Here is a 26,777-nt window from a genome sequence, read left to right on the forward strand (position 1 = left end):
ATCAGCCTCCCGAGGTGGCCGGGGCGGCTTCGGCGGCCGCGGCCTTGGCGCCGGAGCCTACGTCCACGGGATTCACAGTGTCGCCGACGCGAATCTTGTTGGTGCCTTCAACGATCAGCCGATCGCCGACTGCGAGGCCCTGGCTGATCAGCCAGCGATCGCCGATGGCGCGCTCGGCCACCAGCGTGCGCTGCTCGACCTTGTCGTCGGGCGTGAGCACGAGCGCCGTGGCGTTACCTTTCAAATCGCGAGTGACACCCTGCTGAGGCGCAAGAATGGCGTGCGTGTTGGTTGCCTGATCGAGCACGGCGCGAACATACATTCCCGGCAGCAGCACGCCATCGGGATTCGGGAACTCGGCGCGCAAGGTGACCGAGCCGGTGGAAACATCGACCGCCACTTCGGCGAATTTCATGGAGCCGGGATGCTGGTACGCCGAGCCGTCCTCCAGTTTCAGATGCACCTTGGCGCGGCCGGACTTCATGCCCGTCTCGCCCATCAGCCGGCGCAGCTTCAGCATCTCCGCGCTCGACTGCGTCATGTCCACATAGATGGGATCGAGTGTGCGAATCGTGGCCAGCGCCGTTTCCTGATTGGCGGTGACCAGCGCGCCGGGGGTGATCGAGGAGATGCCGATGCGGCCGGAGATCGGCGCGCGCACCCGGGTGTATTCCAGGTTGATCTGCGCGCTCGCGAGCGTCGCCTGCATCTGTGCGACCTGGGCGACTGCCTGTGCATGCGCGGTCTTGGCATCGTCCGCTTCCTGCTGTGACACGCCTTCGATGGCGAGCAACTCGCTGTAGCGCTGATCTTTCAAGCGAGCGGCATCGACCGCGGCCTTGGCGTTGGCGAGGGCGGCTTTCGCCTCAGCCACCGCGGCTTCATACGGCGCAGGATCGATTTCATAGAGCACCTCGCCGGCTTTGACCTGCGCGCCTTCCTCGAAGCGACGCGACTTGATGATGCCCGACACCTGCGGCCGCACCTCGGACATGAGATAGGGCCGGGTTCGGCCGGCCAGCTCCGACTGCAGCACCAGCGGCTGGGGCTGGACGGTGATGTAGCCCACCTCTGTGGCGGGGCGCTGCGGACCGCCGGCCTGGTCTTTCCCACAACCGGTCAAGCCCACGCCGAAGGTGAAGAGCAGAAGCGCGAATCGAGTCAGTGATTTGGCAGTGGGGCGGGACATTGGGCTGGACAGCGAAAAAGACATTGAACTAATCTGCGGTCGAAACTGAGTGTGAACGTTCATTCTCACTCTAGTATGCCCGAGCCCCCGGGCGCGCGCCCAGAGGCAGATTGTGAAAACATTGTGAACATGGCTTTGCCTAAGGAAAACAAACGTCCGGTCAAGCAGTTACGCGATCAGGTCCGACGCGACCAGATCGTCGCCGCGGCGCGCGCCTGCGTGGTCCGCCACGGGTTCCACGCGGCCAGCATGGGCCAGATTGCGGCCGAAGCGCACATGAGCGTCGGTCAGATCTATCGCTACTTTCCCAGCAAGGAAGCCATCATCCACGCCATCGTGGAGGACATCGTGGCGCGCCGTGTGGAGTGGATGATCGACAAGGATCGGCGGATCGACTTCGCGGCTCGCTTTGCTCATCGCGGTCATGTGGATGCCTCCGAGGACGAGCGCAGCGAACGCGTCCTGCTGCTGGAAATCACTGCCGAGGCCACTCGCAATCCGGCGGTCGCCGAAATCGCCCGCGCCGCCGATCGGCGCCTTCGCGATCAAGCGGTCGAGCTCGTCAGGGCCATGTTCCCGGAGCTTTCGCTCGAGGAGGCCGAGGCGCGAGTGGAGTTCGTCAGGGTGCTCTCGGAGGGTAGCGCGTTTCGCAGCGTGACCGAACAGATTGCCGCGCCGGCGCTGCTGGAAAGCATTTATCGAGATGCGCTCGAGCGGGTGTTTCCCGGCATGGGCGAGCGGGGCTTGCCCTAGCCCGCTACAATTGCACGCTCACCATCATCAATTCAGCCGGGGTTCCGGCTCCGGAGGGCGTCGTAGAATGATCTCTGCTCAAGAAGCGCTGCAGCGCTTGCGCGACGGCAACCATCGATTCGTGTCGAGCATCGGCAGCGGTGAGATGCACCTGAATCTGGCCCGAGGCGTGGAGCTGATTCAGCAGCAACAGCCGATCGCCATCATTCTCGGTTGCTCGGATGCACGCGTGCCCGCGGAGATCGTGTTCGATCAGGGGCTGGGCGATCTGTTCGTGATTCGCGTGGCCGGCAACGTCGTGGCGCCTTCGCAGGTGGGCAGCGTCGAGTTCGCCGCGTCGCGCTTCAACACGCGCCTGGTGGTGGTGCTGGGACATTCCACCTGTGGCGCGGTGCTCGCGACCATCGAAGAGTTGCAGCGGCCGGCGGAGAATCAATCCATCAACCTGCGCTCCATCGTGGATCGCGTGCGCCCCTCGGTGGAAACCCTGCTCAAGACCGAGCTCAAGAACGATCTTCCTTCGCTGGTGAAACACGCCGTGCGCTCCAACGTGCGCGCGTCGGTCGATCACTTGCGGCATGGCTCGGCGGTGCTCGAGCAATTGATCCGCCACGAGGGCCTGATGGTGGTCGGCGCCGAATATTCTCTCGAAACAGGTGTGGTCGAATTCTTCGATGGCGTGTGACGCGGATGTGACTTTCATGGCGCGCGCCATCGAACTGGCGCGCCAGGCTGAAGGCGCGGGCGAGGTTCCCGTCGGGGCGGTGATCGTCAAGGACGGCGTCATCGTCGGCGAAGGCTGGAATCGACCCATCAGCACCAACGATCCGACCGCGCACGCCGAGATCATCGCGCTGCGAGCCGCTGCGCAGAATCTCTCGACCTATCGACTGCTGGACACCACGCTCTATGTAACATTGGAGCCGTGCGCCATGTGCGCCGGCGCGATGGTTCATGCCCGGGTGAAACGTCTGGTGTACGCCGCCACCGACCCGCGGGCCGGCGCGTCCGGCTCGATCTTCAACATCACCCAACATCCGGTCCTGAACCATCGGCTGGAATGTGAAGGCGGCGTGCTCGGCGAGGATTGCGCGGCCCTGCTCAGGGCGTTTTTCGTCGCGCGGCGCTGAGCGCTTTTTGCGGTAATATAGCTGTCAGCCAGCCCCGGTTCGCACCGAACCTCAGCCAGCCAGATCCGTTCAGGAACGCTGGAGACCACAATGCGAATCGGAGTCAGAAGGGCCGTGGCGCTGGCCGTCGCCACCGCCAGTGGCGCAAGTTACGCCCAATCCCCCACAGATCTGGCCGGGCAGACGCTCGAAACCCTGGTGATCACCGCCAAGCGCGCCGATCGCGTCAGCAAGGGCGCCACCGGTCTGGACATGGATATTGCCGAGACGCCGCAATCCATCAGTGTGGTGAGCGCCGAGCAGATGAACGACTTCGGCGCCGACGACATCAACGAAGCGTTGCGGCTGGTGACCGGCATCAACGTCGAGGAATGGGAAACCAACCGCACCAACTACATGGCGCGCGGTTTCGAAATCAAGAACACTCAGGTCGACGGCGTCGGCCTGCCCAACGACTGGGGCATCGTTCACGGCGCCATGGATTCCTTCGGCTACGAAAAGATCGAAGTGATTCGCGGCGCCAACGGCTTGCTGACCGGCGTGGGCAATTCCTCCGGCACCATCAACTATGTTCGCAAGCGTCCCACCAACTCTGCCCAGGGCAGCATCGGATTGAGCGCCGGCTCGTTCGAGCAGCGAAGGGTCGAGGCCGACTATTCGACGCCGTTCACCGCCGATGGCAAGTGGGCGGGTCGGCTGGTGGTCGCAAGCGAAGATCAAGATTCCTATGTGCGCGGCCTGAGCAACGATCGCACCTTCGTTTACGGCGTGGTGGACGGTCAGCTCGGTGAGCGCTCCACGTTGACGCTCGGCGCGTCCTACCAGGATGCGAACACCGATGGAAATATGTGGGGCGCGCTGGTGCTGGCATACACCGATGGCACCCAGGCCGAGTTCGGCCGCAGCGCGTCGACCGCGCTCGATTGGACGTTCTGGGACACCGAGAACACCACGGCGTTCGCCGAATATACCTTCGCGCTCGCCGACGCCTGGGACTTGAAGCTCACTTATAACTATCGCAAGTACCAGGACGACAGCAAGTTGTTCTTCGCCTTCACCAACGAAGGCATCGATCGCGAGACCGGCCTGGGACTGTGGGGCTTTCCGGGCAGCTGGCCCACCGAGGACGAGGCGCACATGTTCGAGCTGTCCTTGAGCGGCAGGTTCGAGCTGTTCGGCCGCGAGCACGAGGCGATGCTCGGCCTCAATCACTCGAGCAGCGAACATCTGCAATTGTTCCGGCCCGTGGATGTGAACGATCCCGCCTGGGGCGAGCTGCCGCCGTTTCCTTATCCGGGCGACGCCTTCGCCGAGCCGGTGTGGGGCGCGGCCCAAGTGGACAGCCGCACAGAGCAGACGCTCAAGCGCGCCTTCGGCGCGACGCGTTTCAACGTCACCGACAAGCTGCGCGCCATCGTCGGCTTCAACTATTCCGAGTATCAGCGCGACGGTCATCAGAGCCTGGTGCTGTTCGATCAGCGCGAAAGCGAGCTCAGCCCGTACGCCGGTCTGACGTACCAGCTGCTCGGCAATCTCATGGTCTACGGCAGCTACTCGGATATCTATCAGCCGCAGGACCAGTACGACATCAACGATCGCTATCTGGTGGCCTCCAAGGGCTTGAACTACGAAGTGGGCCTGAAGGCCGAATGGCTCGATGAGCGCTTGCTGACCACCCTGGCGCTGTTCGAAGCCGAGCAGGAAGATCTGGCCACTTTCGCCGGTCAGCACCCGGACGGGCAGTACTACTACGAAGGCGTCGATGTGAATTCCAGGGGCATCGAACTGGAGGTCGTGGGTCGCATCGGTGAGCATGTCAATCTGGTGCTCGGCTATACCACGCTGCAGCTCGAAGACGAGCAGGATCAGGATGTCTACGAGTGGGTGCCCCGCCGAACCGCGAACATCGCGTTGAGCGCGCGTCTGCCCAGCTTCACGGCGCTGTCGTTCGGCGTGAATGGCCGCTGGCAAAGCGACATCTCCAAGCTGGATGAGTACACCAACGTGGTCATCCGGCAGGACAGCTACACGACGCTCAATGCGTTCGCGCGGTGGGATGTCACGCAGAATCTGCACGTGCGGGCGAACGTGCGCAATATCACGGATGAGAAGTACATCACCAGCTTGTATCAGGTGGGCTATTACGCCGCGCCCCGCAACTACGAGTTCGGCGTGGGCTACAAATTTTAGTATGGCTGACGCGGAGCGGCGTCATGCCGCTCCGCTTGCTTCATCCCAGTTGTTGCGCGGTCTCGCGCAGAATTGTAAGCAGGCGCCCCTGCGTCTGAGTCGGACGCCAGTCCTCCCGCACGGTCAATCCAATGTTTCGTACGACTGTGCCTGCCGGGTGCTGCAGGCACACCAACATGCCGGCTTGCAGCTCGTAGTGAACCTGGTTGTTCGATGACAGCATCATGTGATCGCCTTCCATGAGGAAGGCGCGCGCCGCGCCCAGCGAATTGCATTCGATGAACCTTTGTGGCGGCTCGATGCCGAGATCGTTGAACAACGCGTCGAAATGCACACGCAAAGGCGAGGTGGCGCGCGGTGCGATCCAGGGATAGCTCGACAAATCGGCGGCGGTGAGCTTGCGGCGCCTGGCCAATGGATGCTGGGCGCGAACCACGATCGACAAAGGATCGTCGAACAGGTGCTCCTGAACGATGCCGGCGCTGATGCGCAGATCGCGCAATGCGCCGATCAGAAAATCGGCCTGGCCGGATTGAAGCGCGGCGAGCAAATGCTCGTAGGTGCCTTCCATGATGGAGACCGCATGTTCCGCGTGCTCGCGCGTGAATTGAATCAGCGCGCTGGGCAGCAGGAAACTGCGGGCGAGCGGCATCGCGCCGATGACGGTGCTGCCGGACTCGCGACCGCGCAGTGCATCGATGTCCGCCTGCGCTTGTGAGATCTCTACGAAAGCTCGATGAGCCCGGCGCGAAAGTTTCTCCGCCTCGCGTGTCGGCACGACGCCGTAGCTGGTCTTCTCGAACAGCGTTGCGCCCAATGTTTGCTCCAACGTCCGCGCAGCGCGATGCATGGTGGGCTGGGATACGCCACTTGCGCGGGCGGCATGGGTGAAGTTACGGAACTCGACGAGCTTGGTCAGCGAGGCCAGCTGGGCGCCGCTCACGCGTCGAAACAGTTGCTCGCGCTCGGCGGTGCTCTGTTCAACTTTCGCCAGCTCCTGGATTCCGTCTCGGAGCTGGCCGAGCGCCCGCGCGATACGATCCGCACAGATTGCGCCGGCCGGCGTCGGCTGCATGCCCGAGCTGGTTCGAGTGAACAGCGATGCGCCGAAATACCGCTCGATGGCGGCAATCGCCTGGGTGACCGCCGATTGTGTCAGATGCATGTTCATGGCTGCGGCGCTGATGCTGCCGCTCAGCACGACTTCGTGGAAGGCCTGCAGGTGGCGTAGATTGGGTATTGCCATGGTCCGAGCGTGGCTGCGATTGCCCTGACCACTATAGCAATCTCTAATACCACGACGCGACTTTGAATAGGTGCCTGGCGCGCCGTTGCCACAGAATGATCAGTGGGGCAGGCCGCCGAGTTCTGTCGCAGGGAACAAAACCGGCTCGCGGCCCGCGAGTCATCAGCTGGGGGATTGCAATGCTTCAAGAGCGGACCGCGCTCGTCCAGGCGCCCAACGTGGTCATCACGGTGGCGCTGTGCTTCCTCGTCGCCGTGGTAGAAGGTTTCGATATCCAGGCGATGGGCGTGGCCGCGCCGCGGCTGGCGCCGCAGTTCGGCTTCAACCCTGCGGAAATGGGCTGGATTTTCGCCATCAGCAACATCGGCCTGGTGATCGGCGCGAGCTGCGGCGGCTGGCTGGCCGACCGGGTGGGTCGCAAGCCGGTTTTCATCGGCGCGGTGGTGTCGTTCGGCATCTTCACCTTGCTCACCTCTCTGGTCGGCACGTTCTGGGCGTTTTTCGTGGTGCGTTTTTGCGCCGGGCTGGGCTTCGGCGCCGCGCTGCCCAACATGATGGCGCTCGCGGCCGAAGTGAGCGCGCCGGAGAAGCGAGCCTCGACCGCCGCCGTCATGTTTTGCGGCATGCCGCTGGGCGGTGGCACGTCGGCGCTGTTGACCCAGTTGCTGCCGCCGGATTTCGATTGGCGCGTGTTGTTCGAGATTGGCGGCATCCTGCCGCTGCTGCTGGCCCCGGCGATCTATTTCCTGATGCCCGAAACCCTCGACAAGAGCAGCCTCGCGGGCAAGCCACGCACCAACGTGTTCGCGGCGTTGTTTGCCGACGGCCGCACGCCCGTGACGTTGCTGCTGTGGCTGGCCTTCCTGCCGACACTGTTGATTCTCTATCTCATCTTGAACTGGCTGCCGACCCTGGTGGTGGCCAACGGGCTGGATCGCTCGGTCGCGCCACAAGCGTCGCTGGCCTTCAACTTTGCGAGCGTGGCCGGCGCGCTGGTGTTCGGCAAAATGGTGGATCGACTGGATACGCGCTGGCCGATGGTCTCGGCGTATCTCGGCTTGATCGTTTCCTTGATTGCTCTCAGCGCTGCGAGCGGCCTGGAAATGACATTGCTATTGAGCGGCGCGGCGGGATTCTTCCTGCTCGGCGCGAATTACGCGTTATACGGCGTCGCGGCCACTTATTACCCGAAGAGCGTGCGAGGCACCGGCTCCGGCGCGAGCGTTGCCGTCGGTCGCGTCGGCTCCTTCGTCGGTCCGCTGTTGGCAGGCATGTTGCTGGGATCGGGCATGAGCGCGAGCGGCGTCGTGCAATACATGGTCCCGGTGGCTGCGCTCGCGGGCGCGGCGGTGTTGGGCTTGAGCTTTTTCCGACGGCCGGCGGAGTGATGCAGCTCTATAGCGTTCCCTAATAGCCTGGCGAGAAATTGAATTGGCCGGGCAGGGCAGGCTGGCGCGACACTTGAGCGTGGAGGATGAAATGTCAGTGGTAGTCACAAAGATTCAGCGGGCCGAGCGTCGTGTGATCGATGGATTGGCCGAGTCCGGGGTCGCGACCGTGCACGAGGCGCAAGGCCGCACCGGTCTGCTGGCGCCGTACATGCGTCCGATTTACGCCGGCGCACGCATTGCTGGATCGGCCGTCACTGTAAGCATTCCGCCGGGCGACAACTGGATGATCCACGTCGCCGTCGAGCAGTGCAGTGAAGGTGACATCCTGGTGGTCGCGCCGACCTCGGCCTCTGATACGGGCTACTTCGGCGAGTTGCTGGCGTGCTCGCTCATGGCGCGCGGCGTGCGCGGGCTCATCATCGAAGCCGGGGTTCGCGACGTGAAAGATCTGACCGCTATCGGCTTTCCGGTCTGGTCGAAGTTCGTGTCCGCCCAGGGCACGGTCAAAGAAACATTGGGCAGCGTCAACGTGCCCATCGTGTGCGCCGGCGCCGCGATCAAGCCCGGCGACGTCATCGTCGCCGACGATGACGGCGTGTGTGTCGTGCCACGCGAGAAGGCGGCGAGCGTGCTGGAAGCATCGACTGCGCGCGAGAAGAAGGAAGCGGGCGTGCGTGCGCGGCTCAAAGCCGGCGAGCTCGGCCTGGACATCTATGGCATGCGTCAGCGGCTGGCGGAGAAAGGTCTGAAGTACGTCGATTCGCTGGAATGACGCCATGCTGAAGTCGATTCCTTGCACCTTGATGCGCGGTGGCACCTCGAAGGGGTTGTACTTCCACGAGCGTGACCTCCCTGCCGAGCGCGAACGTCGCGATCGACTGCTGCTGGCGGCGATGGGCTCGCCGGACGTGCGGCAGATCGACGGCGTCGGCGGTGCGCATCCGCTGACGAGCAAGGTCGCGATCATTCGCAAATCGACCGTTGGTCACGCCGATGTGGACTATCTGTTCCTGCAAGTGGTGGTCGACAAGGCCGAGGTCAGCGACAGCCAGAACTGCGGCAACATCCTCGCCGGCGTCGGGCCTTGGGCCATCGAGCAGGGACTCGTGCCCATCCACGGCGATGTGACGCCGGTGCGCATTCACATGTTGAACACGGCGAGCATTGCAGTGGCTCACGTGCCGACGCCGAACGGCGCCGTTGAGTACGAAGGCGAGGCGCGCATCGACGGCGTGCCCGGCACTGCCGCAGCCATTCCTCTGGAATTCCTGGACGTGGCGGGATCGAGTTGCGGGTCGTTGTTGCCCACCGGCTCGGCGGTCGATGAGATCGACGGCGTGTCGGTGACCTGTATCGATAACGGCATGCCGGTCGTCGTGCTGCGCGCTGGAGACTTTGGCGTCTCTGGCGATGAAACACCCGAGCAGCTGGAGAGCAACGCGACGTTGAAGTCCAGGATCGAAGCGATCCGGCTTGCGGTCGGCCCTCGCATGAACCTGGGCGATGTCACCAGGAAGACAGTTCCCAAGATGTGCCTGGTGTCTGCGCCCCGTCAGGGAGGCGCGATTTCGACTCGCACCTTCATCCCGCATCGGGTGCATGAAAGCATCGGCGTATTGGGCGCCGTGAGTGTCGCCACGGCCTGCGTCATCCCCGGCTCGGTGGCCGCGGAAGTCACGAAGCTTCAAGGCGACGGGGCCGCCAAGCGCATCGAGGTCGAGCATCCGACGGGATTCTTCACGGTCGATATCGAAGTCGAAATCGATGCCGGCAAGATCGACGTGCGTCGCTCTGCGCTGTTGCGCACGGCGCGCAAGCTCATGAGTGGCGAAGTGTTCGTGCCCGGCGCGCTGTGGAGCGGCTCATGAGCGCGATCCAACGGATTTGCCTGCTGGGCTTCGGCGAAGTCGGGCAGACGCTGGCATCGGATTTCCGTGCGGCGGGCGTGACTCGGCTCGTTGCATTCGACCTGCTGTTTCAGGATCCGCAAAGCGCATGCTCGCAGGCGGCGAAAGCGGCCGATGTGCGTATGGCAGCGAGCGCTGCTGAAGCCGCGGCCGAGGCGGATTTGATCATCAGCGCCGTAACCGCCGCTCAGGATCTCGCCGCCGCTCGCTCCGTCGCAGGCGCGGTCAAGCCGGGCGGATATTTCCTCGATGTGAATTCGGTCTCGCCCGGTGTGAAGGCCCAGGCGGCGGATCTGATCGATGTCGGCGGCGCGCGCTATGTCGAGGCCGCCATCATGTCGCCCATCTCGCCCAAGCGCGTCGGCTCGCCGATGCTGTTCGGCGGTAAACACGCGGAGCAGTTTCTGCCACTCGCGCAGCAGCTGGGTTTCACTGGCGCACGGTTCTTTTCCGATCAGATCGGTCGGGCCTCCGCGGCCAAGATGTGTCGCAGCGTGATGATAAAAGGCATGGAGTCTCTGCTGACCGAGTCGCTGCTCGCCGCGCGTCACTACGGTGTGGAGGCCACGGTGATCGATTCGCTGCGGAATCTGTTCCCGGCCGCCGATTGGTCGGCCCTGGCGCGCTACATGATCTCGCGCTCGCTGATTCACGGTCGCCGCCGAGCCGAGGAGATGCGCGAAGTCGCACAAACCGTGCGTGAAGCGGGCATGCAACCCCACATGAGCGCGGCGTCGGCGCAGCGCCAGGATTGGGCCGCGGCGTATCGTGACGCGGCCGCGATCGAAGACCTCGAACCGATGCTGGATGCGGTGCTGGCGCGCGCCCACGCAGAGAACACGGCGGAGTAAACGTCATGCTGATTATCGATTGTCACGGTCACTACACGACTGCGCCCGATGCGCACCAGAAGTTTCGCGATCAGCAGCTGGCGCGGCTGAAGGACCCTTTAGCGCCGTCGCCGACGCCCGCTCGCATCAGCGACGATGAGATCCGCGAGACCATCGAGAAGAACCAGCTCAAGTTGCAAAGGGAGCGCGGCGCCGATATCACGATCTTCTCGCCACGCGCCTCGGCCATGGCGCACCACGTGGGCGATGAGGAGGTCTCGCAGCAGTGGACGCGCGCCTGTAACGATCTGATCAAGCGCGTGGTCGATCTGTATCCGCAGAACTTCGTGGGCGTGTGTCAGCTGCCGCAATCGCCAGGCGTGCCCATCTCGCATTCGGTGAGCGAGCTGGAGCGGTGCGTGAAGGAGCTGGGCTTCGTGGGCTGCAATCTGAATCCCGATCCGTCCGGCGGTCATTGGAACGCGCCGCCGCTCACCGACAAACATTGGTATCCGTTCTACGAGAAGATGGTCGAGCTCGACGTGCCGGCCATGATTCACGTGTCGGCGTCATGCAATCCCAACTTTCATGCCACCGGCGCGCACTACATCAACGCCGACACCACGGCGTTCATGCAATTCATTCAAGGCGACCTGTTCAAGGATTTTCCAACCTTGCGGTTCATCATTCCGCACGGTGGCGGCGCGGTGCCGTATCACTGGGGTCGCTATCGCGGTCTTGCGGACATGCTCAAGCGCCCGCCGCTGGATCAGCACGTGATGAAGAACGTGTTCTTCGACACCTGCGTGTATCACCAGCCCGGCATTGACCTGCTGGTGAAGGTCATCGACATCGAGAATATTCTGTTCGGCTCGGAGATGGTCGGCGCGGTGCGTGGCATCGATCCGCAGACCGGGCACTACTTCGACGACACCAAGCGTTACATCGACGCCTTGAGCATCCCGGAGGCCGACAAGCGTCGCATCTTCGAAGGCAATGCGCGGCGCGTGTTCCCCAAGTTGGACGCGATTCTGCGGGCGCGAGGTCAATAAGCTCATGGCGGCGTTTCAAATGGATCGCGACTGGCTCGTGTTTCATCCCTCGCCCAGCAAGCCGGCGTTCCGGCCGCCGCCGGGCGCGGTGGATGCGCACTGTCACGTGTTCGGGCCGGGCGATGTGTTTCCGTACGCGCCCGAGCGCAAGTACACCCCTTGCGATGCGCCCAAGGAGAAGCTGTGGGAGCTGCGGGATTACCTGGGATTCGAGCGCAACGTCATCGTGCAGGCGACCTGCCACGGCGCCGACAATCGCGCGCTCGTCGATGCGCTCAAAGCATCGAACGGACGTGCACGCGGCGTCGCGACGGTGAAGCACGATGTGACCGACGAAGAGTTGCGGGCGCTCGACGCTGCGGGTGTGCGCGGTGTGCGCTTCAACTTCGTCAAGCGCCTGGTCGACACCACGCCGCGCGAAGTGCTGCGCTCGATCGCCGAGCGCATCCAACCCTTGGGCTGGCACATCGTCATCTACTTCGAGGCGCAGGAGCTGCCGGAGCTGTATGACTTCTTCACGTCGCTGCCGACCACGGTGGTGGTCGATCACATGGGGCGGCCCGATGTCACTCAACCCCTCGACGGTCCGGAGTTCGAGCTGTTCATCCGCCTGCTGCGTGAGAACCCGAATTTCTGGTCCAAGGTGAGCTGTCCGGAGCGGCTGTCGAAGCGCGGCCCGGACGCCTATGAGGACGTGGTTCCGTTCGCGCGCCGTGTGGTTGAAACATTTCCGGACCGCGTGCTGTGGGGCACCGACTGGCCGCATCCGAACATGAAGTCGCATATGCCGGACGACGGCAAGCTGGTGGACTTCATTCCGAAGATCGCCCCCACGGTCGAGTTGCAGCGTAAGCTGCTGGTGGACAATCCGATGGCCCTGTACTGGAGTCGCTGATATGGCGCTGGACAAACCCTACCAAGGCCTGCCGGGCACGACCATTTTCGATGCCGATCAGGCGCGCAAGGGGTATCACCTGAATCAGTTCTGCATGTCGCTGATGAAGGCGGAGAACCGCGAGCGTTTCAAAGCCGACGAGCGCGCCTATCTGGACGAGTGGCCGATGAGCGAGGAACAGAAAGAAGCGGTCCTGGCGCGCGATCTGAATCGCTGCATCGAGCTCGGCGGCAACATCTATTTCCTCGCCAAGATCGGCGCCACCGACGGCAAGAGCTTTCAATACATGGCGGCCAGCATGACTGGCATGACGCAAGAGGAATACGCCAGGATGATGTTGCAAGGAGGGCGCGCGCCGGGCAGCCCGGTGCGTGATCCACGGGAGAATCGTTGATGGCCACCATTACCGCCAGTGTTTATACCTCGCACGTCCCTGCGATCGGCGCCGCGCTGGATCTCGGCAAGACCGGCGAGGAGTACTGGAAGCCGCTGTTCGCGGGCTACCAGCCCTCGCAGGCCTGGATGAAGGACAACAACCCGGATGTGATCTTCCTGGTCTACAACGATCACGCGACCGCGTTCAGCCTGGACTTCATTCCCACCTTCGCGATCGGCTGCGCGGCCGAGTATCGTCCGGCGGACGAGGGGTGGGGGCCGCGACCGGTGCCGGTGGTGAAAGGTCATCCGGAGCTGGCCGCGCACATCGCGCAGTCGGTGATTCAGGACGACTTCGATCTCACCATCATCAATCGCATGGATGTGGATCACGGCCTGACGGTGCCTTTGTCGCTGATGTGCGGTCAGGTGGCCGAGTGGCCGTGCCCCGTCATTCCATTTGCGGTCAACGTGGTGCAGTACCCGGTGCCGTCGGGGCGGCGCTGTTTCAATCTCGGTCGCGCCATTCGCAAGGCGGTGGCCCTTTATGACCAGCCGTTGAAGGTGCAGATCTGGGGCACCGGCGGCATGAGCCATCAGCTGCAAGGGCCGCGTGCGGGACTGATCAATCGCGAGTGGGACAACAAGTTCCTGGATCGCCTGATTGCCGAGCCCGAGCAGCTCGCCGATGTGCCGCACATCGAATATGTGCGCGAGGCGGGCTCCGAAGGCATCGAGCTGGTGATGTGGCTGATCGCGCGCGGGGCGATGAGCGACCAGCCGCCTCGGGTGGCGCACCGCTTCTACCATGTGCCGGCGAGCAACACGGCCGTCGGGCACCTGATTCTGGAGAATTCGCAATGAGCACCATCAGAGTCGCGCTGGCCGGCGCGGGCGCCTTCGGCGTCAAGCATCTGGAAGGCATGCAGAACATCGCGGGCGTGCAGGTGACCTCGTTGGTCGGGCGCGAGTTGGACAAGACGCAGGAGGTCGCAAAGAAGTTCTCGGTGGGTCATGTGACGACCGAGCTTGCGGAGAGCCTGGCGCGTCCCGATGTCGATGCCGTGATTCTGTGCACGCCGACACAGATGCATGCGTCGCAGGCGCTCGCCTGCATGAAGGCGGGCAAGCATGTGCAGGTGGAGATTCCGCTCGCCGATCGTTGGGAGGATGCGCAGGCGGTCGCCAATCTGCAGAAGCAGACGGGGCTGGTGTGCATGGTCGGTCACACACGGCGCTTCAACCCTTCGCATCAGTATCTGAACAAACGATTGCGCGCCGGTGAGCTGAAGATTCAGCAGATGGACGTGCAGACGTACTTCTTCCGTCGCACCAATACCAATGCATTGGGCCAGCCCAGGTCGTGGACGGACCACCTGCTGTGGCATCACGCGGCGCATACGGTGGATCTGTTCCGCTATCAGACAGGCGAGGAGATCACGATTGCGCATGCGATCCAGGGGCCGAAGCATCCGCAGCTTGGCATCGCCATGGACATGTCGATTCAGATGAAGACCTCGTCCGGGGCGATTTGCACGCTGTCCCTGTCGTTCAACAACGATGGGCCGTTGGGAACGTTCTTCCGCTACATCTGCGACAACGGTACTTACATCGCCCGCTACGACGATCTGGTGAATGGCCGCGAAGAGAAGATCGACGTGTCCAAGGTCGATGTCTCCATGAACGGCATCGAGCTGCAGGACCGCGAATTCTTCGCCGCCATCCGCGAGCAACGCGAGCCCAACTCGAGCGTGCATCAGGTGCTGCCGTGCTATCGCACGCTGCATGAGTTGGAACAGCAGTTGCAGGCGCAGGAATGAATCGGCGAACCCTTGCCGGCCGAGCCGTGGCCGAAGTCGGGCTCGGGTGCATGAATCTCAGTCATGCGTACGGCGTGCCGCCGGAGCCGGCGGTGGGCAAGGCGTTGTTGCATGCGGCGCTGGATCTCGGGGTGGATCATTTCGATACGGCGGCGTTGTATGGCTTCGGCCGGAATGAGGAGCTGGTCGGGGAGGCGTTGCAGCCGTTCCGGCAGCGCATATTCCTGGCCAGCAAGTGCGGGATGACGGGCGTCGATGGCAAGCGGGTCATCGATGGCCGGCCGCAGATGCTGAAGCAGACCTGCAAGGACTCGTTGCGTCGGCTGCGCACCGATGTCATCGATCTCTATTACCTGCATCGTTGGGACAAGCGTGTGCCGATCGAGGAGAGCGTCGGCGCGCTCGCCGATCTCGTTCGGGAAGGTCACATACGATCCGTCGGGTTATCGGAGGTTTCCGCGCAGACGCTGCGGAAGGCGCACACCGTGCATCCGATCGCGGCCGTGCAGAGCGAATATTCGCTGTGGACCCGAAATCCTGAGATCAACTTGCTGACTGCCTGTCGCGAGCTGAATATCGCCCTCGTCGCGTTCTCGCCGCTCGGCAGAGGATTTCTCGCCGGCAGCGTCACCGACCCACGTGACTTCGTGGAAAAGGACATCCGGCGCGCCATGCCGCGATTCCAATCGCCGCACTTCGGCCGCAATCGCAAGCTGCTCGATCAATTCAATCGCGTGGCCTGGCAAGCAGGCTGCACGCCCGCGCAGCTCGCCATCGCATGGCTATTGAGCAAAGCGCCTTTCGTGCTGCCCATCGTCGGCACCACCTCGCTCGAGCATCTCAAAGAGGACCTCGCCGCCGCAAACGTCAACGTTTCCGCGGAAACGTTGCAAACGCTCGAACCGCTCATCAACGCTGACACCGTCAGCGGCCCGCGCTACGCCCCGGAGACACTAGCCGAGATCGACACGGAAGAGACCCCGCGCGCCGGCTGACAAAGAAGTTCGTCGCGAGAAAAGAGTCTCGGAAGTTTGTCGCTGTCGCCCGTCCGTTTCCGCGGAAACGCCGTCGACAAAGCAGCCGACGTCTCGGCGACGTCAGCAAGCAAGCCGCACGTCTGGGCGCCTCGGGAATGCAAGCCGACGTCTCGGCGCCGTCCGGCAATGCAAGCCGCACGTCTCGACGCCGTCGGCAATGCAAGCCGCACGTCTCGACGCCGTCGGCAATGCAAGCCGCACGTCTCGACGCCGTCGGCAATGCAAGCCGCACGTCTCGGCGCCGTCAGCAATGCAAGCTGCACGTCTCGACGCCGTCGGCAATGCAAGCCGCACGTCTCGACGCCGTCAGCAATGCAAGCCGACGTCTCGGCGCCATCGGGAGGGGGATGTGTTCTCCCGGCAAATGGGATCAACAGGGACGTTGACCCAATAGCGCTACATGGACGTACAAGCAGCGCGCGAGCGACAGCGACGCGCGGCGGGTGCAGCGGTGCCGGGAGAACACATCCCCCTCCCGACGGTGCGAGCCACCGCGCTTCTTCTCCGAATTACCCCTGAGCTGTGCGCTGCTGTTTCTGACGATACGCGACCGGCGACAACCCGGTGCGCTGAGCGAAGAAGCGAGAGAAATACGCGGGGTCGGGGAAACCGCAGGCTTCCGCGATCATCCCGACGCTCATGCCCGTATAAAGCAACGTTCGCTTCGCCTCGAGCAAGCGACGCGCGTTGAGAAGGGCGAGAGGAGAGCTGGCCGTACTGCGAACGCAGGCCTGACGCAAACGCTCCGAGCTGACGCACAGGCGACGCGCGTAATCGGCGACTTTGAGCGACGAGCGAAAGTGCTCCTCGACGAGCGCGCGATACTTCGAAGCAAGCACCGAGTCCGCCCCGGTATTGCGCTCCGTATCCGGCGACAGCTGCAATCTACGACGAAGCGTCGCCACGAGAATGCCAATGAGCAGCGCCTCGGCCGCCGTGCGCCGCCCCGGCAAATTGCCTCTGAACTCCAGCATCAGCGACTCGAACTTGTCCGCGAACGCCGTGCTCGCATCCACCGGCAGCGGCAGCGCATTCGCATCCGACAACGCCGGCCGCAACTCAGGATTCTCACGCGCGATGCGCTCGATCAGCGCGCCCGAGGCAGTAAGAATCCACCCATCCGTGCCCGGCTTGAAATCGAAGCCATGCACACACGCCAGCGGCACTGAAATCAAGGACGTGTGACCGAAACGGTTCGACTCGCCCTCGGCATAGAACACGCCGCCACCTCGAACCACCAGCAGCAGATGATGCAGGTCCTGATGGGCGTGCGGCCGAATCGTCCAATCGTGCAGCCGGCTGCGCTCGGCGATGGATTCGACGTGCAGAAACCGCTCGTCGACGTCGTGAGTCGTCTCGCCATACAGGAAATATTGTGGAATCCCTCGTCGCACCACTGAAGCTTCAACCTTGGGTCGAGAACCGCATCGGTAAACATCCTACCGCGCACCCGCGCCGGCAGGTTGGGAAATATCCAATAAGTTGTGTTTTTTCTCCATCGTCAGCACGCGCCTCCTCGCGGCATCTTGTACGTGACTTCAGGGGGCTTAAGCGTTGCGAGCACAAGTTGCGATCATTGGCGCGGGACCGGCGGGGCTGTTGCTCGGTCAGCTGTTGTACAAGGCCGGCATCGACGCGGTCATCCTCGAACAGCGCACGCCGGAATATGTCCTGGGCCGCATCCGGGCGGGCGTGCTGGAGCAGGGCACCGTCGACATTCTCGATCTGGCTGGCGTCAGCGAACGACTGCATGCACACGCCTTGACTCATGACGGCGTCGAAATCGGCGCGAGCGGCCACCGCCATCGCATCGCCTTCAAGGATCTCGTCGGCAAAGTTGTTACGGTCTACGGCCAGACCGAAGTCACACGCGACTTGATGGACGCACGCGCCGCCTGTGGCGCGCCGTCGATCTACGAAGCCGAATCGGTAGAAGTACATGACATCACCAGCGCGCGTCCGTCGGTGACCTTCACGCACCAGGGCGCCAAACGGCGCCTGGAATGCGATTTCATCGCCGGCTGCGATGGCTATCACGGCGTCAGCCGGCGCTCCATTCCGGTCGAGGCATTGTCGGTGTTCGAGCGCACCTATCCATTCGGCTGGCTCGGGGTGCTGGCCGATGTGCCGCCGGCCTGGGACGAGCTGATCTACGCCGATTCCGAGCGAGGCTTCGCACTGGCCAGCATGCGTTCGGAGACTCGCGTGCGTTGCTACGTGCAGTGTTCGCTCGAGGACAAGGTCGAACAGTGGAGCGACGAGCGTTTCTGGGCTGAATTCAAACTCCGCGTCGGCGAGGACGTGGCGAGCCGCATGCACATCGGCCCTTCCATCGAAAAGAGCATCGCGCCATTGCGCAGTTTCGTCGCCGAGCCGATGCGCTACGGCCAGTTGTTCCTGGCCGGCGATGCCGCGCACATCGTGCCGCCCACCGGCGCCAAGGGGCTCAACCTCGCGGCCAGCGACGTGTTCTATCTCTACGAAGCCTTGACCGGCTATTACAAAGCCGAGTCGCGCGCGGCCCTGGATCACTACTCGGAACGGGCCCTGCGCCGTGTGTGGCAGGCCGTGCGCTTCTCCTGGTGGATGACCTCGCTGCTGCATCGATTCCCTGGCGAAGATCCATTCAGCAGCCGCATCCGGGCGAGCGAGCTGCAGTATTTGTTTGCATCCGAGGCGGCCCAACGAACGCTGGCGGAAAACTACGTGGGCCTGCCGCTGTAGTCAGCGCCGTGTTCGCACCCGAGATCGCAGTTGCTTTTCTATGAACAGCTCCGCCACCACCGAACGCAGCCAGCGATTCGCCGCGTCATGCTGAAAGCGTGCATGCCAATGCTGTTTGATGATGCGGGGCCTGGCCTTGAACGGCGGCTTCACCAGCTTGATGTCCGCCAGCTTCGCGAGGCTCGCGCCGATGGCGTAGGGCACAGTGAAGATCAAGTTGGATTGACTCAGGATGGTGGGCACGGCCAGGAAATGCTCGATGCGCACCGATACCTTTCGCGTGAGCCCCTGCGCTTGCAACTCCGCTTCCAGCGAGTCGTTCATGTGTCCGGCCGGATGCACCACCGCGTGCAACCCGTCGAGAAACTGACGACGGGTCATCTCGTCCTTGATGGTCGGATGGTCCGCTCGCACGATGCACACGAACGAATGCGAGAACAGTCGCTGCTGAAACAGCGTGGCGCTGTCCAGATCCGGAAAGTAGCCGAGCGCGATGTCCACCTCACCCGAGCGCAACGCCGGCTCGATCAGCGGCGCGGGCAGATTGACCGTGCGCAATTGCACCCCGGGCGCGATCTCGTTCAGGCGCGCCAGGATGTGGGGCAGAAACACCAGTTCGCCAATGTCCTGCATGTTGAAAGTGACCGAGCGCTGCACGGTCGCCGGATCGAAGGTCGGCTGCTGCAGCAGGTCGGCGCGGATCCGGTCGAGGATGGCCTCCAGCGGCGCGCTCAGGCTCTCCGCGTAAGGCGTCGGGTGAATGCCCCGGGAGGTGCGCACGAACAGCGGCTCGCCGAACATTTTCCGCAGGCGATTCAAGGCGAAGCTGGTCGCCGGCTGGCTCATGTTCAGGACCCGCGCGGCGCCGCTCACGCTGCGCGTACGGAGCAGGGCGTCGAATACGACGAGCAGGTTCAGATCGGCGTCTGCGATATCCATGGTGCTTATATCTTATATACCTGTCCGCGGGCTTTCCAAATGACCGCGATGCGGGCGAAAGTTCGCCTCACAGCCGAATCAGGGGGTTCATGATGTCATCGTCCAACGTCGTGCGCGTCGAGCGCGACGGAGAGCTCGCAGTCGTCGTCGTCCACAATCCGCCGGTCAACACCATCGACGCGGAAGTCAGGGCGGGCCTGCAACAGGCGCTCTCGCAGATCCAGTCGAGCAAGGATGTCCGCGGCGTGCTGCTGCTGTGTGAGGGCAGCACGTTCTTCTCCGGCGCCGACATCGGCGAATTCAGTGGCCCGCCGCGGGAGGAAGAGTATCGCCAGCTGTTCAATGGCTACGAAGCCTTGAGCGTGCCCGCGGTTGCGGCCATGCACGGCACAGTGATGGGTGGCGGTCTGGAGATCGCGCTTGCATGTCACTATCGCGTGGCCGCCGCCGGCGCCCGCTTCGGCATGCCAGAAGTGACGCTCGGAATCATTCCTGGCGCGGGCGGAACGCAGCGCATGCCGCGCTTAATCGGCGCTGAGCAGGCGCTCGAATTGATTGTGAGTGCACGTCCAGTGGATGCGGCCAAGGGCCGCGAGCTGGGCTTCATCGACGAGATCGTCGAAGGCGACCTGCGCGCTGGCGCGATCGCATATCTGCGCTCATTGATCGCCGCAGGCAAAGGACCACGCCGCACGAGCGAGATGACGGTCCCGGCCGCGAGCGCCACGGCCGAGATCTTCGAACGTCAACGGGAGCAGGCTCGCAAGCTCTATCCGAATCGCAACGCTGCGCAGGTCGCAGTGGAAGTCGTGCAGGCCGCAACGACGATGCCGTTCCAGCAAGGTCTCGAGTACGAGACCAAGCGCGTCAACGAGTGCAAGCGCAGTGTCGAGTCGAAGGGCGCAGTGCATGTGTTCTTCGCCGAACGTGAGACGCGCCGCATTCCGGGCCTGAGCGACAGCATCAAAGCCAAGCCCATCAAATCCGCCGGCGTCATCGGCGCGGGCACCATGGGCGGCGGCATCGCCATCTGTTTCGCCAACGCCGGCATCAAGGTGACGCTGCTCGATGCGAACGAGCAGGGACTCGCCAAGGGTCTCGCGAACGTGGACAAGACTTACGAGTCCATGGTGAAGCGCGGTCGCTTGAGCGCCGAAGACAAGGCCAGGCGCATGGCACTGATCGGCACTTCGCTGTCGTACGACGACTTGCGCGACGCCGACGTGATCATCGAGGCCGTATTCGAAAGCATGGAATTGAAGCGCAAGATCTTCGTCGAGCTCGATCGGGTCGCAAAGCCGGGGGCGGTGCTGGCGACCAACACCTCCACCCTGGACATCGAGCAGATCGCCGACGCCACCAAGCGTCCGCAGGATGTCATCGGCATGCATTTCTTCTCGCCGGCCAACGTGATGCCGCTGCTCGAAGTGGTGCGCACGACGCGCACCTCGGATGAGACGATCCGCACGGTGATGGATCTGGCCAAGCCATTGCGCAAGACGCCGGTGCTGGCCAAGGTCTGCTATGGCTTCATCGGCAATCGCATGATGGAAGGCTACGCGCGCGAGGCCGAGCGCATGGTGCTGGAAGGCGCGACGCCCCGGCAGGTCGATTCGGCGCTGGAAGAGTGGGGCATGGCGATGGGCATTCTCGCCGTGTTCGACATGGCTGGCATCGATGTCGGCGTGAACGTGCACAAGGCGAACGCCTCGCAGTTTCCGCCCGATCCTGCGTACTACCAGGCGGACTTCGCGCTACACGACGCCGGCCGCCTCGGTCAGAAGAACGGCAAGGGCTACTATCGATATGAGCCGGGCAATCGCGCCCGCTTCGACGATCCGGAAGCCATCGCCATCATCGCCGAGCGCGCCAGGCAGCTGAAGGTGCCTCAGCGCCAGCACACGAAACAAGAGATCCTCGAGCGCTGCCTGTATCCGCTGCTAAACGAAGGTCTGCGCATTCTGGGTGAAGGCGTGGCGTTGCGCGCGTCGGATATCGATGTGGTCTGGGCGGCAGGCTACGGGTTCCCGCGCTATCGCGGCGGCCCCATGTTCTATGCCGAGACCATCGGCCTCGATGTGCTGCTCGCGGGCATGCGCAAATACCAGGACATTTTCGGTCCCATGCACTGGCAGCCGGCGCCGCTGCTGGTGGAACTGGTGGAGCGGGGGCTTACCATCGCGCAGTGGGAAGCCCAGCAACGAGGAGCCGCGCGATGAAGATCGACGAGCTGATTGCGATCGACGTGCACACGCACGCCGAGGTGTCGTGCCGACAGGAGCCGGACGAGGCCTGGAAGCCGTTCGAAGAGGCGTCGTCCAAGTACTTCAAGGCCGGCAAGCGGCCGACCATCGCCGAGACCATCGCGTACTACCGCGAGCGCAAGATCGGCCTGGTGATGTTCACCGTCGACTCCGAGTTTCAGATTGGCGCCAGGCGCATTCCGAACGAGGAAGTGGCCGATGCGGCGCGCGAGAACAGCGACATCATGATGGCGTTCGCCAGCATCGATCCGCACAAGGGCAAGATGGGCGTGCGCGAGGCGCGCGCACTGATCAAAGACGGTGTGATCCGTGGATTCAAGTTTCATCCGACGTGCCAGGGTTTCTTCCCCAACGACCGCATCGCGTATCAGCTGTACGAAGTCATCGCCGAGCACAAGCTGCCGGCGATCTTCCACAGCGGCCACTCGGGCATCGGCACCGGCATGCCGGGCGGCGGTGGCTTGCGCTTGAAATATTCCAATCCCATCCACCTCGATGACGTGGCGGCGGACTTTCCGGACATGACCGTGATCATCGCGCATCCCTCCTGGCCGTGGCAGGACGAGGCGCTGTCGGTGTGTCTGCACAAGCCCAACGTGTACATCGATCTGTCGGGCTGGTCGCCGAAATATTTTCCGCCGCAACTGATCCAGTACGCCAATGCGCAGCTCAAGACCAAGATGCTGTTCGGCTCGGATTATCCCTTGATCAGCCCGGACCGCTGGATCAAGGATTTCAAGGAAGCGGGCTTCAAGCCCGAAGTGCACGAGCTGATCCTGAAGCAGAACGCCATCAAGGCGCTGGGTTTGGCTCGGTGAAGCGGTAGTGGCCATGCAAGCCGAACAGTTGCCGGGATCGCTGTCGTGGACGCCCGATCCGTTCCGAACGGAAGTGGAGCGTCGCGAGGACGGCACGATCTATCTGCGCCCGTCGGAGGCGCTGTCGGCCTTCCCCGAGCGGCTGATGGATTCGCTCGAGCACTGGGCCAGCATCGCGCCTGATCGTGTGCTCGTGGCTCGAAGGTCGGCCGGCGGCGAGTGGCAAACCGTCACGTATCGTCAGATGCTCAACAAAGTGCGGCGAGTCGCGGCGGGCTTGCTCACGCGTGAATTATCCGCCGAGCGACCGATCGCGATTCTCTCGGGCAACAGCATCGAGCATCTGACGATCGCGTTCGCGGCGATGTGGGCGGGCATTCCTTATTGTCCGGTGTCGCCGTCGTACTCGCAGGTGTCCGGCGATCTGCAGAAGCTGACGTATGTGCTCGAGCTGCTGACGCCCGGGCTGATCGTCGCGTTCGACACCGCCGCATTTGAACGAGCGCTTCGATGCGTGTCTGAAGACATCGAAGTTGTTGGCGACGCAGATGTCGCGAGCCGAAAAGTCACTACGCTTGCGGCGCTCGAAGCCGAGCCTACGGCCGCGCTCGATGCGGCCCACGCACGCACCAACGCCGGCACCATCGCGAAGTTTCTGTTGACCTCCGGCTCCACCGGCCAGCCCAAAGCAGTGATCACCACCAATCGCATGTTGTGCAGTAACGCGCACATGTTGCGACAAGCGATGCCGTTTCTGGTCGATGACCCGCCGGTGCTGCTGGACTGGCTGCCGTGGAACCATACATTCGGCGGCAGCCACAACGTGGGCCTGGTCGTGAGCAATGGCGGCTCGCTGTACATCGACGATGGCAAGCCGACCCCCGCCGGCATCCAGGAGACGCTGCGCAATCTGCGCGAAATCGCGCCGACCGTCTATTTCAATGTGCCGAAGGGCTTTGAAATGCTCGCGCATCACCTCGCCAATGATGCGCAGTTGCGTCGACACTTCTACAGCCGTTTGCGCGCGTACTTCTTCGGCGGCGCGGCGCTTGCTCAGCATACGTGGGATGCGCTCGATGAAGCGGCGCTCAAGGAGCGCGGTGAACGTATCCCGATGCTCGCGGGATTGGGCGCGACGGAGACCGGGCCGTCGGTCACGTTCACCACACCGGCCGCCGCTCGCGCCGGCGTGATCGGTCTGCCGGCCAAGGGCAACATCGTGAAATTGGCGCCCGTCGCAGAGAAGCTCGAGCTGCGGGTTCAGGGGCCCAATGTGACGCCGGGTTACTGGCGCCAGCCGGAGCTGACCGCCGCCGCATTCGATGAAGAGAAGTTCTATCGTCTGGGCGACGCCGTTCGTTTGCTCGACGAGAGCGATCCCACCCGCGGCCTGCAATTCGACGGGCGCATCGGCGAGGACTTCAAACTTTCCAACGGCACCTGGGTGAGCGTTGGGCCACTGCGCGCCGAGTTGATCGCCGCACTGTCGCCGATGGCGCAAGACGTGGTCATCGCCGGGCTCAATGCGGATTATCTCGCCGTGCTCATCGTGCCCGATCCGAGAGGCTGCGGGCACGTGCTGGGCGCGAGCGACTCGCCGACATACGATGCGCTCGCCAGTCATCACGATCTTCTCGCGGTGATTCAGCAACGCCTCGCCGCGCACGCCAAGCAGAATCCGGCCAGCACGCGTTGCGTGCGCCGTGCGATGTTGCTGCCCACGCCGCCATCGCTCGATCAAGGAGAAATCACCGACAAGGGGTCGATCAATCAGCGGGCGGTGCTCGCGCATCGCGCGGCATGCGTCGATGTGCTGTACGCCGCGACGCCGCCGCCTCAAGTCGTGCGCATCGACTGAGCCAGGCGCATGAAAGGGGGATCGATGAGCCAGGCGGTCGAACAGTCGGCGCGAAGCAAGTTTCAGTGGCGCGTGCTCGCGCCCATCGTGCTGCTGATCATCCTGAGCTCGCTCGATCGGGTGAACATCAGCTTCGCCGCGTTACAGATGAACGCGGACATCGGGCTGGATCCGCATGCGTACGGACTTGCAGTCGGCATGTTCTTTGTCGGCTACCTGTTGTTTCAGTTTCCGAGCACCTGGGTGCTCACTCGCGTCGGCGCACGCCGCTGGATCGCAGGCTGTGTCGGCCTGTGGGGCGCGGTTGCGGCCGCCATGGCTTTCGTGCGCAGCGCTGAAGAGCTGTTCGTGCTGCGCTTTCTGCTCGGCTGCGCGGAGTCGGGGTTTGCGCCCGGCGTCGTTTATTACTGCAGTGGCTGGATGCCGAAACGCTATCGCGCGAACTCGATCGCGGTGACCATGCTTGCGATTCCAGCGTCCGTGATCATCGGCGGTCCGCTCTGCGGCTGGCTGATGGGCGTGAGCAATCCGCTCGACATGCCCGGCTGGCGCTGGATGCTGCTGATGGAAGGGCTCGTCACAGTGGCCATGGCGGGTGTCGCTTATTTCATCTTCGTCGACAAGCCGAGTGATGCGCGCTGGCTCACGGACGGCGAGAAGGACTGGATCGCAAACGCGCTCGCGGAGGAGCAGAAGGCGGCGCAGGCGCCTGCCTCGTCATCGATAAAGACGGCGCTGGTGGATCCGCGAGCGTGGCTGGCGGCTGGAGTGTGGTGCACGACGCTGATCGGCGCGAACGGGCTGATCTTCTGGTTGCCGCAGGTCATCAAAGAGATGTCGTCCTTGAGTCCGCTCGCCGTGGGCGCGCTGTCGGCGCTGCCTTGGGTGGGCGTGGCGCTGGGCATGGTGCTCAACTCCTGGCACTCGGATAAGACTCAGGAGCGTTATCGTCACCTCGGCGTTGCGCTCGCTATCGGCATGGTTGCGTTGTTGATGGCGTCCGCCATTCCGCCGAGTCCCTGGTCGTTGCTGCTGCTGTTCATCGGCGGCTTCGGTCTGGGTGGGGCGCAAGGCGTGTTCTGGTCCATTCCCACGGGATTCTTCCATCGAGCGGCCGCTGCGGCAGGCATCACGCTGATCAATCTGGTCGGCAACATCGGCAGTCTCGCCGGCCCTTATGTCATCGGCGTGATTCGCGCCGAAAGCGGTTCGTTCTCGGCGCCGATCTGGTTCGTCGCTGCAGTCATGGGCGCGGGCACGTTGCTGCTCGCGTCGTTGCGAGTCAGTGAGAGGAGGGCGATCCGTGGATAGCCGTCGTCTGAAATACTTCGTGCAGATCGTCGACAGCGGCAGCATCACGCGCGCTGCCGCCGTTACTGGCATCGCGCAGCCGGCATTGAGCCAGCAGCTGGCCGTGCTCGAGAACGAGCTGAAAGTGAAATTGCTGGATCGCTCGGTGTCGGGCGTCACGCCGACGCCCGCCGGGAAGATTCTCTACGCGCACGCGCAAACCATTCTGCGTCAGGTCGAGGACATGCGGCATGCGGTCCATCGCGAGATGCAGCCCTTGTCGGGGGCAGTGAACCTGGGCATGTCGCCGACGATGGTCACGCGCTTCGCGCTGCCCTTGATCGAGAAGGTATGCAGCCAGCATCCGGAGATGCATCTGCAGATTCGCGAAGAAGGCAGCGCAGTCCTGCATGAGCTGCTGATCAACGGACGCATCGAGCTGTCGATCTCGCCGACCCGACCCGATAACGAGCTGATCGTGGGCGAAGAGTTGCTGAGCGAGCCGCTGATGCTGATGTACCCGGCGAGCTGGCGGATTGCGAACGACGCGCCGCTCGAAGATCTCGCGGCCTTGCCGTGGATCGTGCCACGTCGCCCGCATTCGATCCGCGCGGTGGTGGATGGGGTGTTCGCGGCGGCGAGCCTGTCGCCTTATGTCGTCGTCGAGCTCGACTCGCTGCAAAACGTCATCGAAACCGTGCGGCGCGGGCTGGGCGTAGCCGCCATGGTGGCCGAGGCAGTGAAAGCCGATCTGGACGCAGGCACGGTGAAATGCCGGCCGCTCGGCCATGTGTCGCCGATGCGGCCGATGTTCCTGGCGCATCGACGCACCCCGGCGCTGTCACGGCCGGCACAGTTCGTCTATGACGTGTTGCATGAAATCGCCATGGAGTTGCGCGTAGAAGAGCCGGAAAAAGCCGCGCATTAGCAACTTGTGACATGGAACAGACATCGGCGCGGCTTATGGCTTCAGACAAATTCGGTGTTACTCCTGTGCGCTGCGCGCTTCCTACAATCGCGTAGCGGGACGCGCCGAGGCTCGGCTCCGCCACGGAACACGTTGTGCTTC

24 protein-coding genes are annotated in these 26,777 nt (G+C 63.4%); 20 read left to right on the forward strand and 4 right to left on the reverse strand.

From position 1 onward, the window contains the following. Nucleotide 1: 1 nt before the first annotated feature. A complete protein-coding gene (locus JM946_RS16210; RefSeq protein WP_203168384.1) occupies nucleotides 2-1,189 on the reverse strand; it encodes an efflux RND transporter periplasmic adaptor subunit in 1,188 nt (395 codons plus the stop codon). Nucleotides 1,190-1,318: 129 nt separating this feature from the next. Between JM946_RS16210 and JM946_RS16215 the strand changes: the two genes are divergently transcribed. From JM946_RS16215 to JM946_RS16230, 4 genes are all read left to right on the forward strand, one after another. Next, complete coding sequence (locus JM946_RS16215) at nucleotides 1,319-1,942, forward strand: TetR/AcrR family transcriptional regulator (protein ID WP_203168385.1); 624 nt, start codon at nucleotides 1,319-1,321, stop codon at nucleotides 1,940-1,942. 67 nt (nucleotides 1,943-2,009) lie between these two features. Then, nucleotides 2,010-2,627, forward strand: a complete 618-nt coding sequence (locus JM946_RS16220; protein WP_203168386.1) for a carbonic anhydrase — start codon at nucleotides 2,010-2,012, stop codon at nucleotides 2,625-2,627. After that, nucleotides 2,617-3,072, forward strand: a complete 456-nt coding sequence (gene tadA, locus JM946_RS16225; protein WP_203168387.1) for a tRNA adenosine(34) deaminase TadA — start codon at nucleotides 2,617-2,619, stop codon at nucleotides 3,070-3,072. Before JM946_RS16220 ends, tadA begins: the two co-directional genes overlap by 11 nt. A 90-nt stretch (nucleotides 3,073-3,162) precedes the next feature. Continuing rightward, entirely contained in the window at nucleotides 3,163-5,262 is a 2,100-nt protein-coding gene (locus JM946_RS16230) for a TonB-dependent siderophore receptor (protein WP_203168388.1), read from the forward strand. A gap of 40 nt (nucleotides 5,263-5,302) precedes the next feature. Here the strand turns inward: JM946_RS16230 and JM946_RS16235 are convergent, their stop codons facing one another. Further along, on the reverse strand, nucleotides 5,303-6,508 hold the full coding sequence (locus JM946_RS16235) for a LysR substrate-binding domain-containing protein (RefSeq protein ID WP_203168389.1): 1,206 nt from the start codon (nucleotides 6,506-6,508) through the stop codon (nucleotides 5,303-5,305). Nucleotides 6,509-6,687: 179 nt separating this feature from the next. Here JM946_RS16235 and mhpT point away from each other — a divergent pair, with 179 nt between their 5' ends. From mhpT to JM946_RS16285, 10 genes are all read left to right on the forward strand, one after another. Next, nucleotides 6,688-7,896: a 3-(3-hydroxy-phenyl)propionate transporter MhpT gene (gene mhpT / locus JM946_RS16240; RefSeq protein ID WP_203168390.1), complete on the forward strand. Its 1,209-nt coding sequence runs from the start codon at nucleotides 6,688-6,690 to the stop codon at nucleotides 7,894-7,896. A gap of 91 nt (nucleotides 7,897-7,987) precedes the next feature. Then, nucleotides 7,988-8,671: a 4-carboxy-4-hydroxy-2-oxoadipate aldolase/oxaloacetate decarboxylase gene (locus JM946_RS16245; RefSeq protein ID WP_203168391.1), complete on the forward strand. Its 684-nt coding sequence runs from the start codon at nucleotides 7,988-7,990 to the stop codon at nucleotides 8,669-8,671. 4 nt (nucleotides 8,672-8,675) lie between these two features. Next, nucleotides 8,676-9,767 carry a 4-oxalomesaconate tautomerase gene (locus JM946_RS16250; RefSeq protein WP_203168392.1) on the forward strand — a complete coding sequence of 364 codons (1,092 nt, stop codon included), beginning with the start codon at nucleotides 8,676-8,678 and terminating at the stop codon, nucleotides 9,765-9,767. Beyond that, nucleotides 9,764-10,657, forward strand: coding sequence for an NAD(P)-dependent oxidoreductase (locus JM946_RS16255; RefSeq protein WP_203168393.1), 894 nt, complete (start codon nucleotides 9,764-9,766; stop codon nucleotides 10,655-10,657). Before JM946_RS16250 ends, JM946_RS16255 begins: the two co-directional genes overlap by 4 nt. Nucleotides 10,658-10,665: 8 nt before the next feature. After that, nucleotides 10,666-11,688, forward strand: coding sequence for an amidohydrolase family protein (locus tag JM946_RS16260; protein WP_203168626.1), 1,023 nt, complete (start codon nucleotides 10,666-10,668; stop codon nucleotides 11,686-11,688). A 4-nt stretch (nucleotides 11,689-11,692) separates the two neighbouring features. Further along, nucleotides 11,693-12,583 carry an amidohydrolase family protein gene (locus JM946_RS16265; protein ID WP_230979741.1) on the forward strand — a complete coding sequence of 297 codons (891 nt, stop codon included), beginning with the start codon at nucleotides 11,693-11,695 and terminating at the stop codon, nucleotides 12,581-12,583. Between the two features lies 1 nt (nucleotide 12,584). Then, nucleotides 12,585-12,977, forward strand: coding sequence for a protocatechuate 4,5-dioxygenase subunit alpha (gene ligA / locus JM946_RS16270; RefSeq protein ID WP_203168394.1), 393 nt, complete (start codon nucleotides 12,585-12,587; stop codon nucleotides 12,975-12,977). After that, nucleotides 12,977-13,822 carry a class III extradiol dioxygenase subunit beta gene (locus tag JM946_RS16275; RefSeq protein WP_203168395.1) on the forward strand — a complete coding sequence of 282 codons (846 nt, stop codon included), beginning with the start codon at nucleotides 12,977-12,979 and terminating at the stop codon, nucleotides 13,820-13,822. The genes ligA and JM946_RS16275 overlap by 1 nt, the downstream gene beginning before the upstream one ends. Then, complete coding sequence (locus JM946_RS16280) at nucleotides 13,819-14,778, forward strand: Gfo/Idh/MocA family oxidoreductase (RefSeq protein ID WP_203168396.1); 960 nt, start codon at nucleotides 13,819-13,821, stop codon at nucleotides 14,776-14,778. The genes JM946_RS16275 and JM946_RS16280 overlap by 4 nt, the downstream gene beginning before the upstream one ends. Continuing rightward, nucleotides 14,775-15,773 (forward strand): aldo/keto reductase, encoded by a 999-nt coding sequence (locus JM946_RS16285; protein ID WP_203168397.1) that lies wholly within the window; start codon nucleotides 14,775-14,777, stop codon nucleotides 15,771-15,773. The genes JM946_RS16280 and JM946_RS16285 overlap by 4 nt, the downstream gene beginning before the upstream one ends. A 551-nt stretch (nucleotides 15,774-16,324) precedes the next feature. Here JM946_RS16285 and JM946_RS31300 read toward each other — a convergent pair. Then, nucleotides 16,325-17,212 carry a helix-turn-helix domain-containing protein gene (locus JM946_RS31300; RefSeq protein ID WP_203168398.1) on the reverse strand — a complete coding sequence of 296 codons (888 nt, stop codon included), beginning with the start codon at nucleotides 17,210-17,212 and terminating at the stop codon, nucleotides 16,325-16,327. 157 nt (nucleotides 17,213-17,369) lie between these two features. On the opposite strand from JM946_RS31300, the gene pobA reads away from it, so the two are divergent. Beyond that, nucleotides 17,370-18,539, forward strand: coding sequence for a 4-hydroxybenzoate 3-monooxygenase (gene pobA / locus JM946_RS16295; protein WP_203168399.1), 1,170 nt, complete (start codon nucleotides 17,370-17,372; stop codon nucleotides 18,537-18,539). Here pobA and JM946_RS16300 read toward each other — a convergent pair whose 3' ends face one another. Next, nucleotides 18,540-19,478, reverse strand: a complete 939-nt coding sequence (locus tag JM946_RS16300; protein WP_203168400.1) for a LysR family transcriptional regulator — start codon at nucleotides 19,476-19,478, stop codon at nucleotides 18,540-18,542. It lies immediately after the preceding gene. A gap of 89 nt (nucleotides 19,479-19,567) precedes the next feature. On the opposite strand from JM946_RS16300, the gene JM946_RS16305 reads away from it, so the two are divergent. The 5 genes from JM946_RS16305 to JM946_RS16325 are packed head-to-tail and all read left to right on the forward strand — an operon-like array spanning nucleotide 19,568 to nucleotide 26,636. Then, nucleotides 19,568-21,697 (forward strand): 3-hydroxyacyl-CoA dehydrogenase NAD-binding domain-containing protein, encoded by a 2,130-nt coding sequence (locus tag JM946_RS16305; protein WP_203168401.1) that lies wholly within the window; start codon nucleotides 19,568-19,570, stop codon nucleotides 21,695-21,697. Then, nucleotides 21,694-22,560 carry an amidohydrolase family protein gene (locus tag JM946_RS16310; protein WP_203168402.1) on the forward strand — a complete coding sequence of 289 codons (867 nt, stop codon included), beginning with the start codon at nucleotides 21,694-21,696 and terminating at the stop codon, nucleotides 22,558-22,560. Before JM946_RS16305 ends, JM946_RS16310 begins: the two co-directional genes overlap by 4 nt. A 13-nt stretch (nucleotides 22,561-22,573) precedes the next feature. Continuing rightward, nucleotides 22,574-24,418: a feruloyl-CoA synthase gene (locus JM946_RS16315; protein ID WP_203168403.1), complete on the forward strand. Its 1,845-nt coding sequence runs from the start codon at nucleotides 22,574-22,576 to the stop codon at nucleotides 24,416-24,418. 24 nt (nucleotides 24,419-24,442) lie between these two features. Continuing rightward, the gene (locus JM946_RS16320) at nucleotides 24,443-25,729 is read left to right on the forward strand and encodes an MFS transporter (protein ID WP_203168404.1); all 1,287 of its coding nucleotides are present in this window, start codon (nucleotides 24,443-24,445) and stop codon (nucleotides 25,727-25,729) included. After that, nucleotides 25,722-26,636 carry a LysR substrate-binding domain-containing protein gene (locus JM946_RS16325; RefSeq protein WP_203168405.1) on the forward strand — a complete coding sequence of 305 codons (915 nt, stop codon included), beginning with the start codon at nucleotides 25,722-25,724 and terminating at the stop codon, nucleotides 26,634-26,636. The genes JM946_RS16320 and JM946_RS16325 overlap by 8 nt, the downstream gene beginning before the upstream one ends. Nucleotides 26,637-26,777 lie beyond the last annotated feature (141 nt).

This window comes from Steroidobacter gossypii (genome assembly GCF_016801985.1).
GTDB lineage: Bacteria > Pseudomonadota > Gammaproteobacteria > Steroidobacterales > Steroidobacteraceae > Steroidobacter > Steroidobacter gossypii.

Bases quoted from the DNA above. Each gene is read 5' to 3' on its own strand.
- JM946_RS16235 (WP_203168389.1), bottom strand. From the start codon at position 6,508: ATGGCAATACCCAATCTACGCCACCTGCAGGCCTTCCACGAAGTCGTG.
- JM946_RS16220 (WP_203168386.1), top strand. From the start codon at position 2,010: ATGATCTCTGCTCAAGAAGCGCTGCAGCGCTTGCGCGACGGCAACCAT.
- JM946_RS16255 (WP_203168393.1), top strand. From the start codon at position 9,764: ATGAGCGCGATCCAACGGATTTGCCTGCTGGGCTTCGGCGAAGTCGGG.
- JM946_RS16315 (WP_203168403.1), top strand. From the start codon at position 22,574: ATGCAAGCCGAACAGTTGCCGGGATCGCTGTCGTGGACGCCCGATCCG.
- JM946_RS16250 (WP_203168392.1), top strand. From the start codon at position 8,676: ATGCTGAAGTCGATTCCTTGCACCTTGATGCGCGGTGGCACCTCGAAG.
- JM946_RS16265 (WP_230979741.1), top strand. From the start codon at position 11,693: ATGGCGGCGTTTCAAATGGATCGCGACTGGCTCGTGTTTCATCCCTCG.
- JM946_RS16305 (WP_203168401.1), top strand. From the start codon at position 19,568: ATGATGTCATCGTCCAACGTCGTGCGCGTCGAGCGCGACGGAGAGCTC.
- ligA (WP_203168394.1), top strand. From the start codon at position 12,585: ATGGCGCTGGACAAACCCTACCAAGGCCTGCCGGGCACGACCATTTTC.
- JM946_RS16210 (WP_203168384.1), bottom strand. From the start codon at position 1,189: ATGTCCCGCCCCACTGCCAAATCACTGACTCGATTCGCGCTTCTGCTC.
- JM946_RS16320 (WP_203168404.1), top strand. From the start codon at position 24,443: ATGAGCCAGGCGGTCGAACAGTCGGCGCGAAGCAAGTTTCAGTGGCGC.
- tadA (WP_203168387.1), top strand. From the start codon at position 2,617: ATGGCGTGTGACGCGGATGTGACTTTCATGGCGCGCGCCATCGAACTG.
- JM946_RS16310 (WP_203168402.1), top strand. From the start codon at position 21,694: ATGAAGATCGACGAGCTGATTGCGATCGACGTGCACACGCACGCCGAG.
- mhpT (WP_203168390.1), top strand. From the start codon at position 6,688: ATGCTTCAAGAGCGGACCGCGCTCGTCCAGGCGCCCAACGTGGTCATC.
- JM946_RS16300 (WP_203168400.1), bottom strand. From the start codon at position 19,478: ATGGATATCGCAGACGCCGATCTGAACCTGCTCGTCGTATTCGACGCC.
- JM946_RS16215 (WP_203168385.1), top strand. From the start codon at position 1,319: ATGGCTTTGCCTAAGGAAAACAAACGTCCGGTCAAGCAGTTACGCGAT.
- JM946_RS16275 (WP_203168395.1), top strand. From the start codon at position 12,977: ATGGCCACCATTACCGCCAGTGTTTATACCTCGCACGTCCCTGCGATC.
- JM946_RS16285 (WP_203168397.1), top strand. From the start codon at position 14,775: ATGAATCGGCGAACCCTTGCCGGCCGAGCCGTGGCCGAAGTCGGGCTC.
- JM946_RS16245 (WP_203168391.1), top strand. From the start codon at position 7,988: ATGTCAGTGGTAGTCACAAAGATTCAGCGGGCCGAGCGTCGTGTGATC.
- JM946_RS16280 (WP_203168396.1), top strand. From the start codon at position 13,819: ATGAGCACCATCAGAGTCGCGCTGGCCGGCGCGGGCGCCTTCGGCGTC.
- JM946_RS16230 (WP_203168388.1), top strand. From the start codon at position 3,163: ATGCGAATCGGAGTCAGAAGGGCCGTGGCGCTGGCCGTCGCCACCGCC.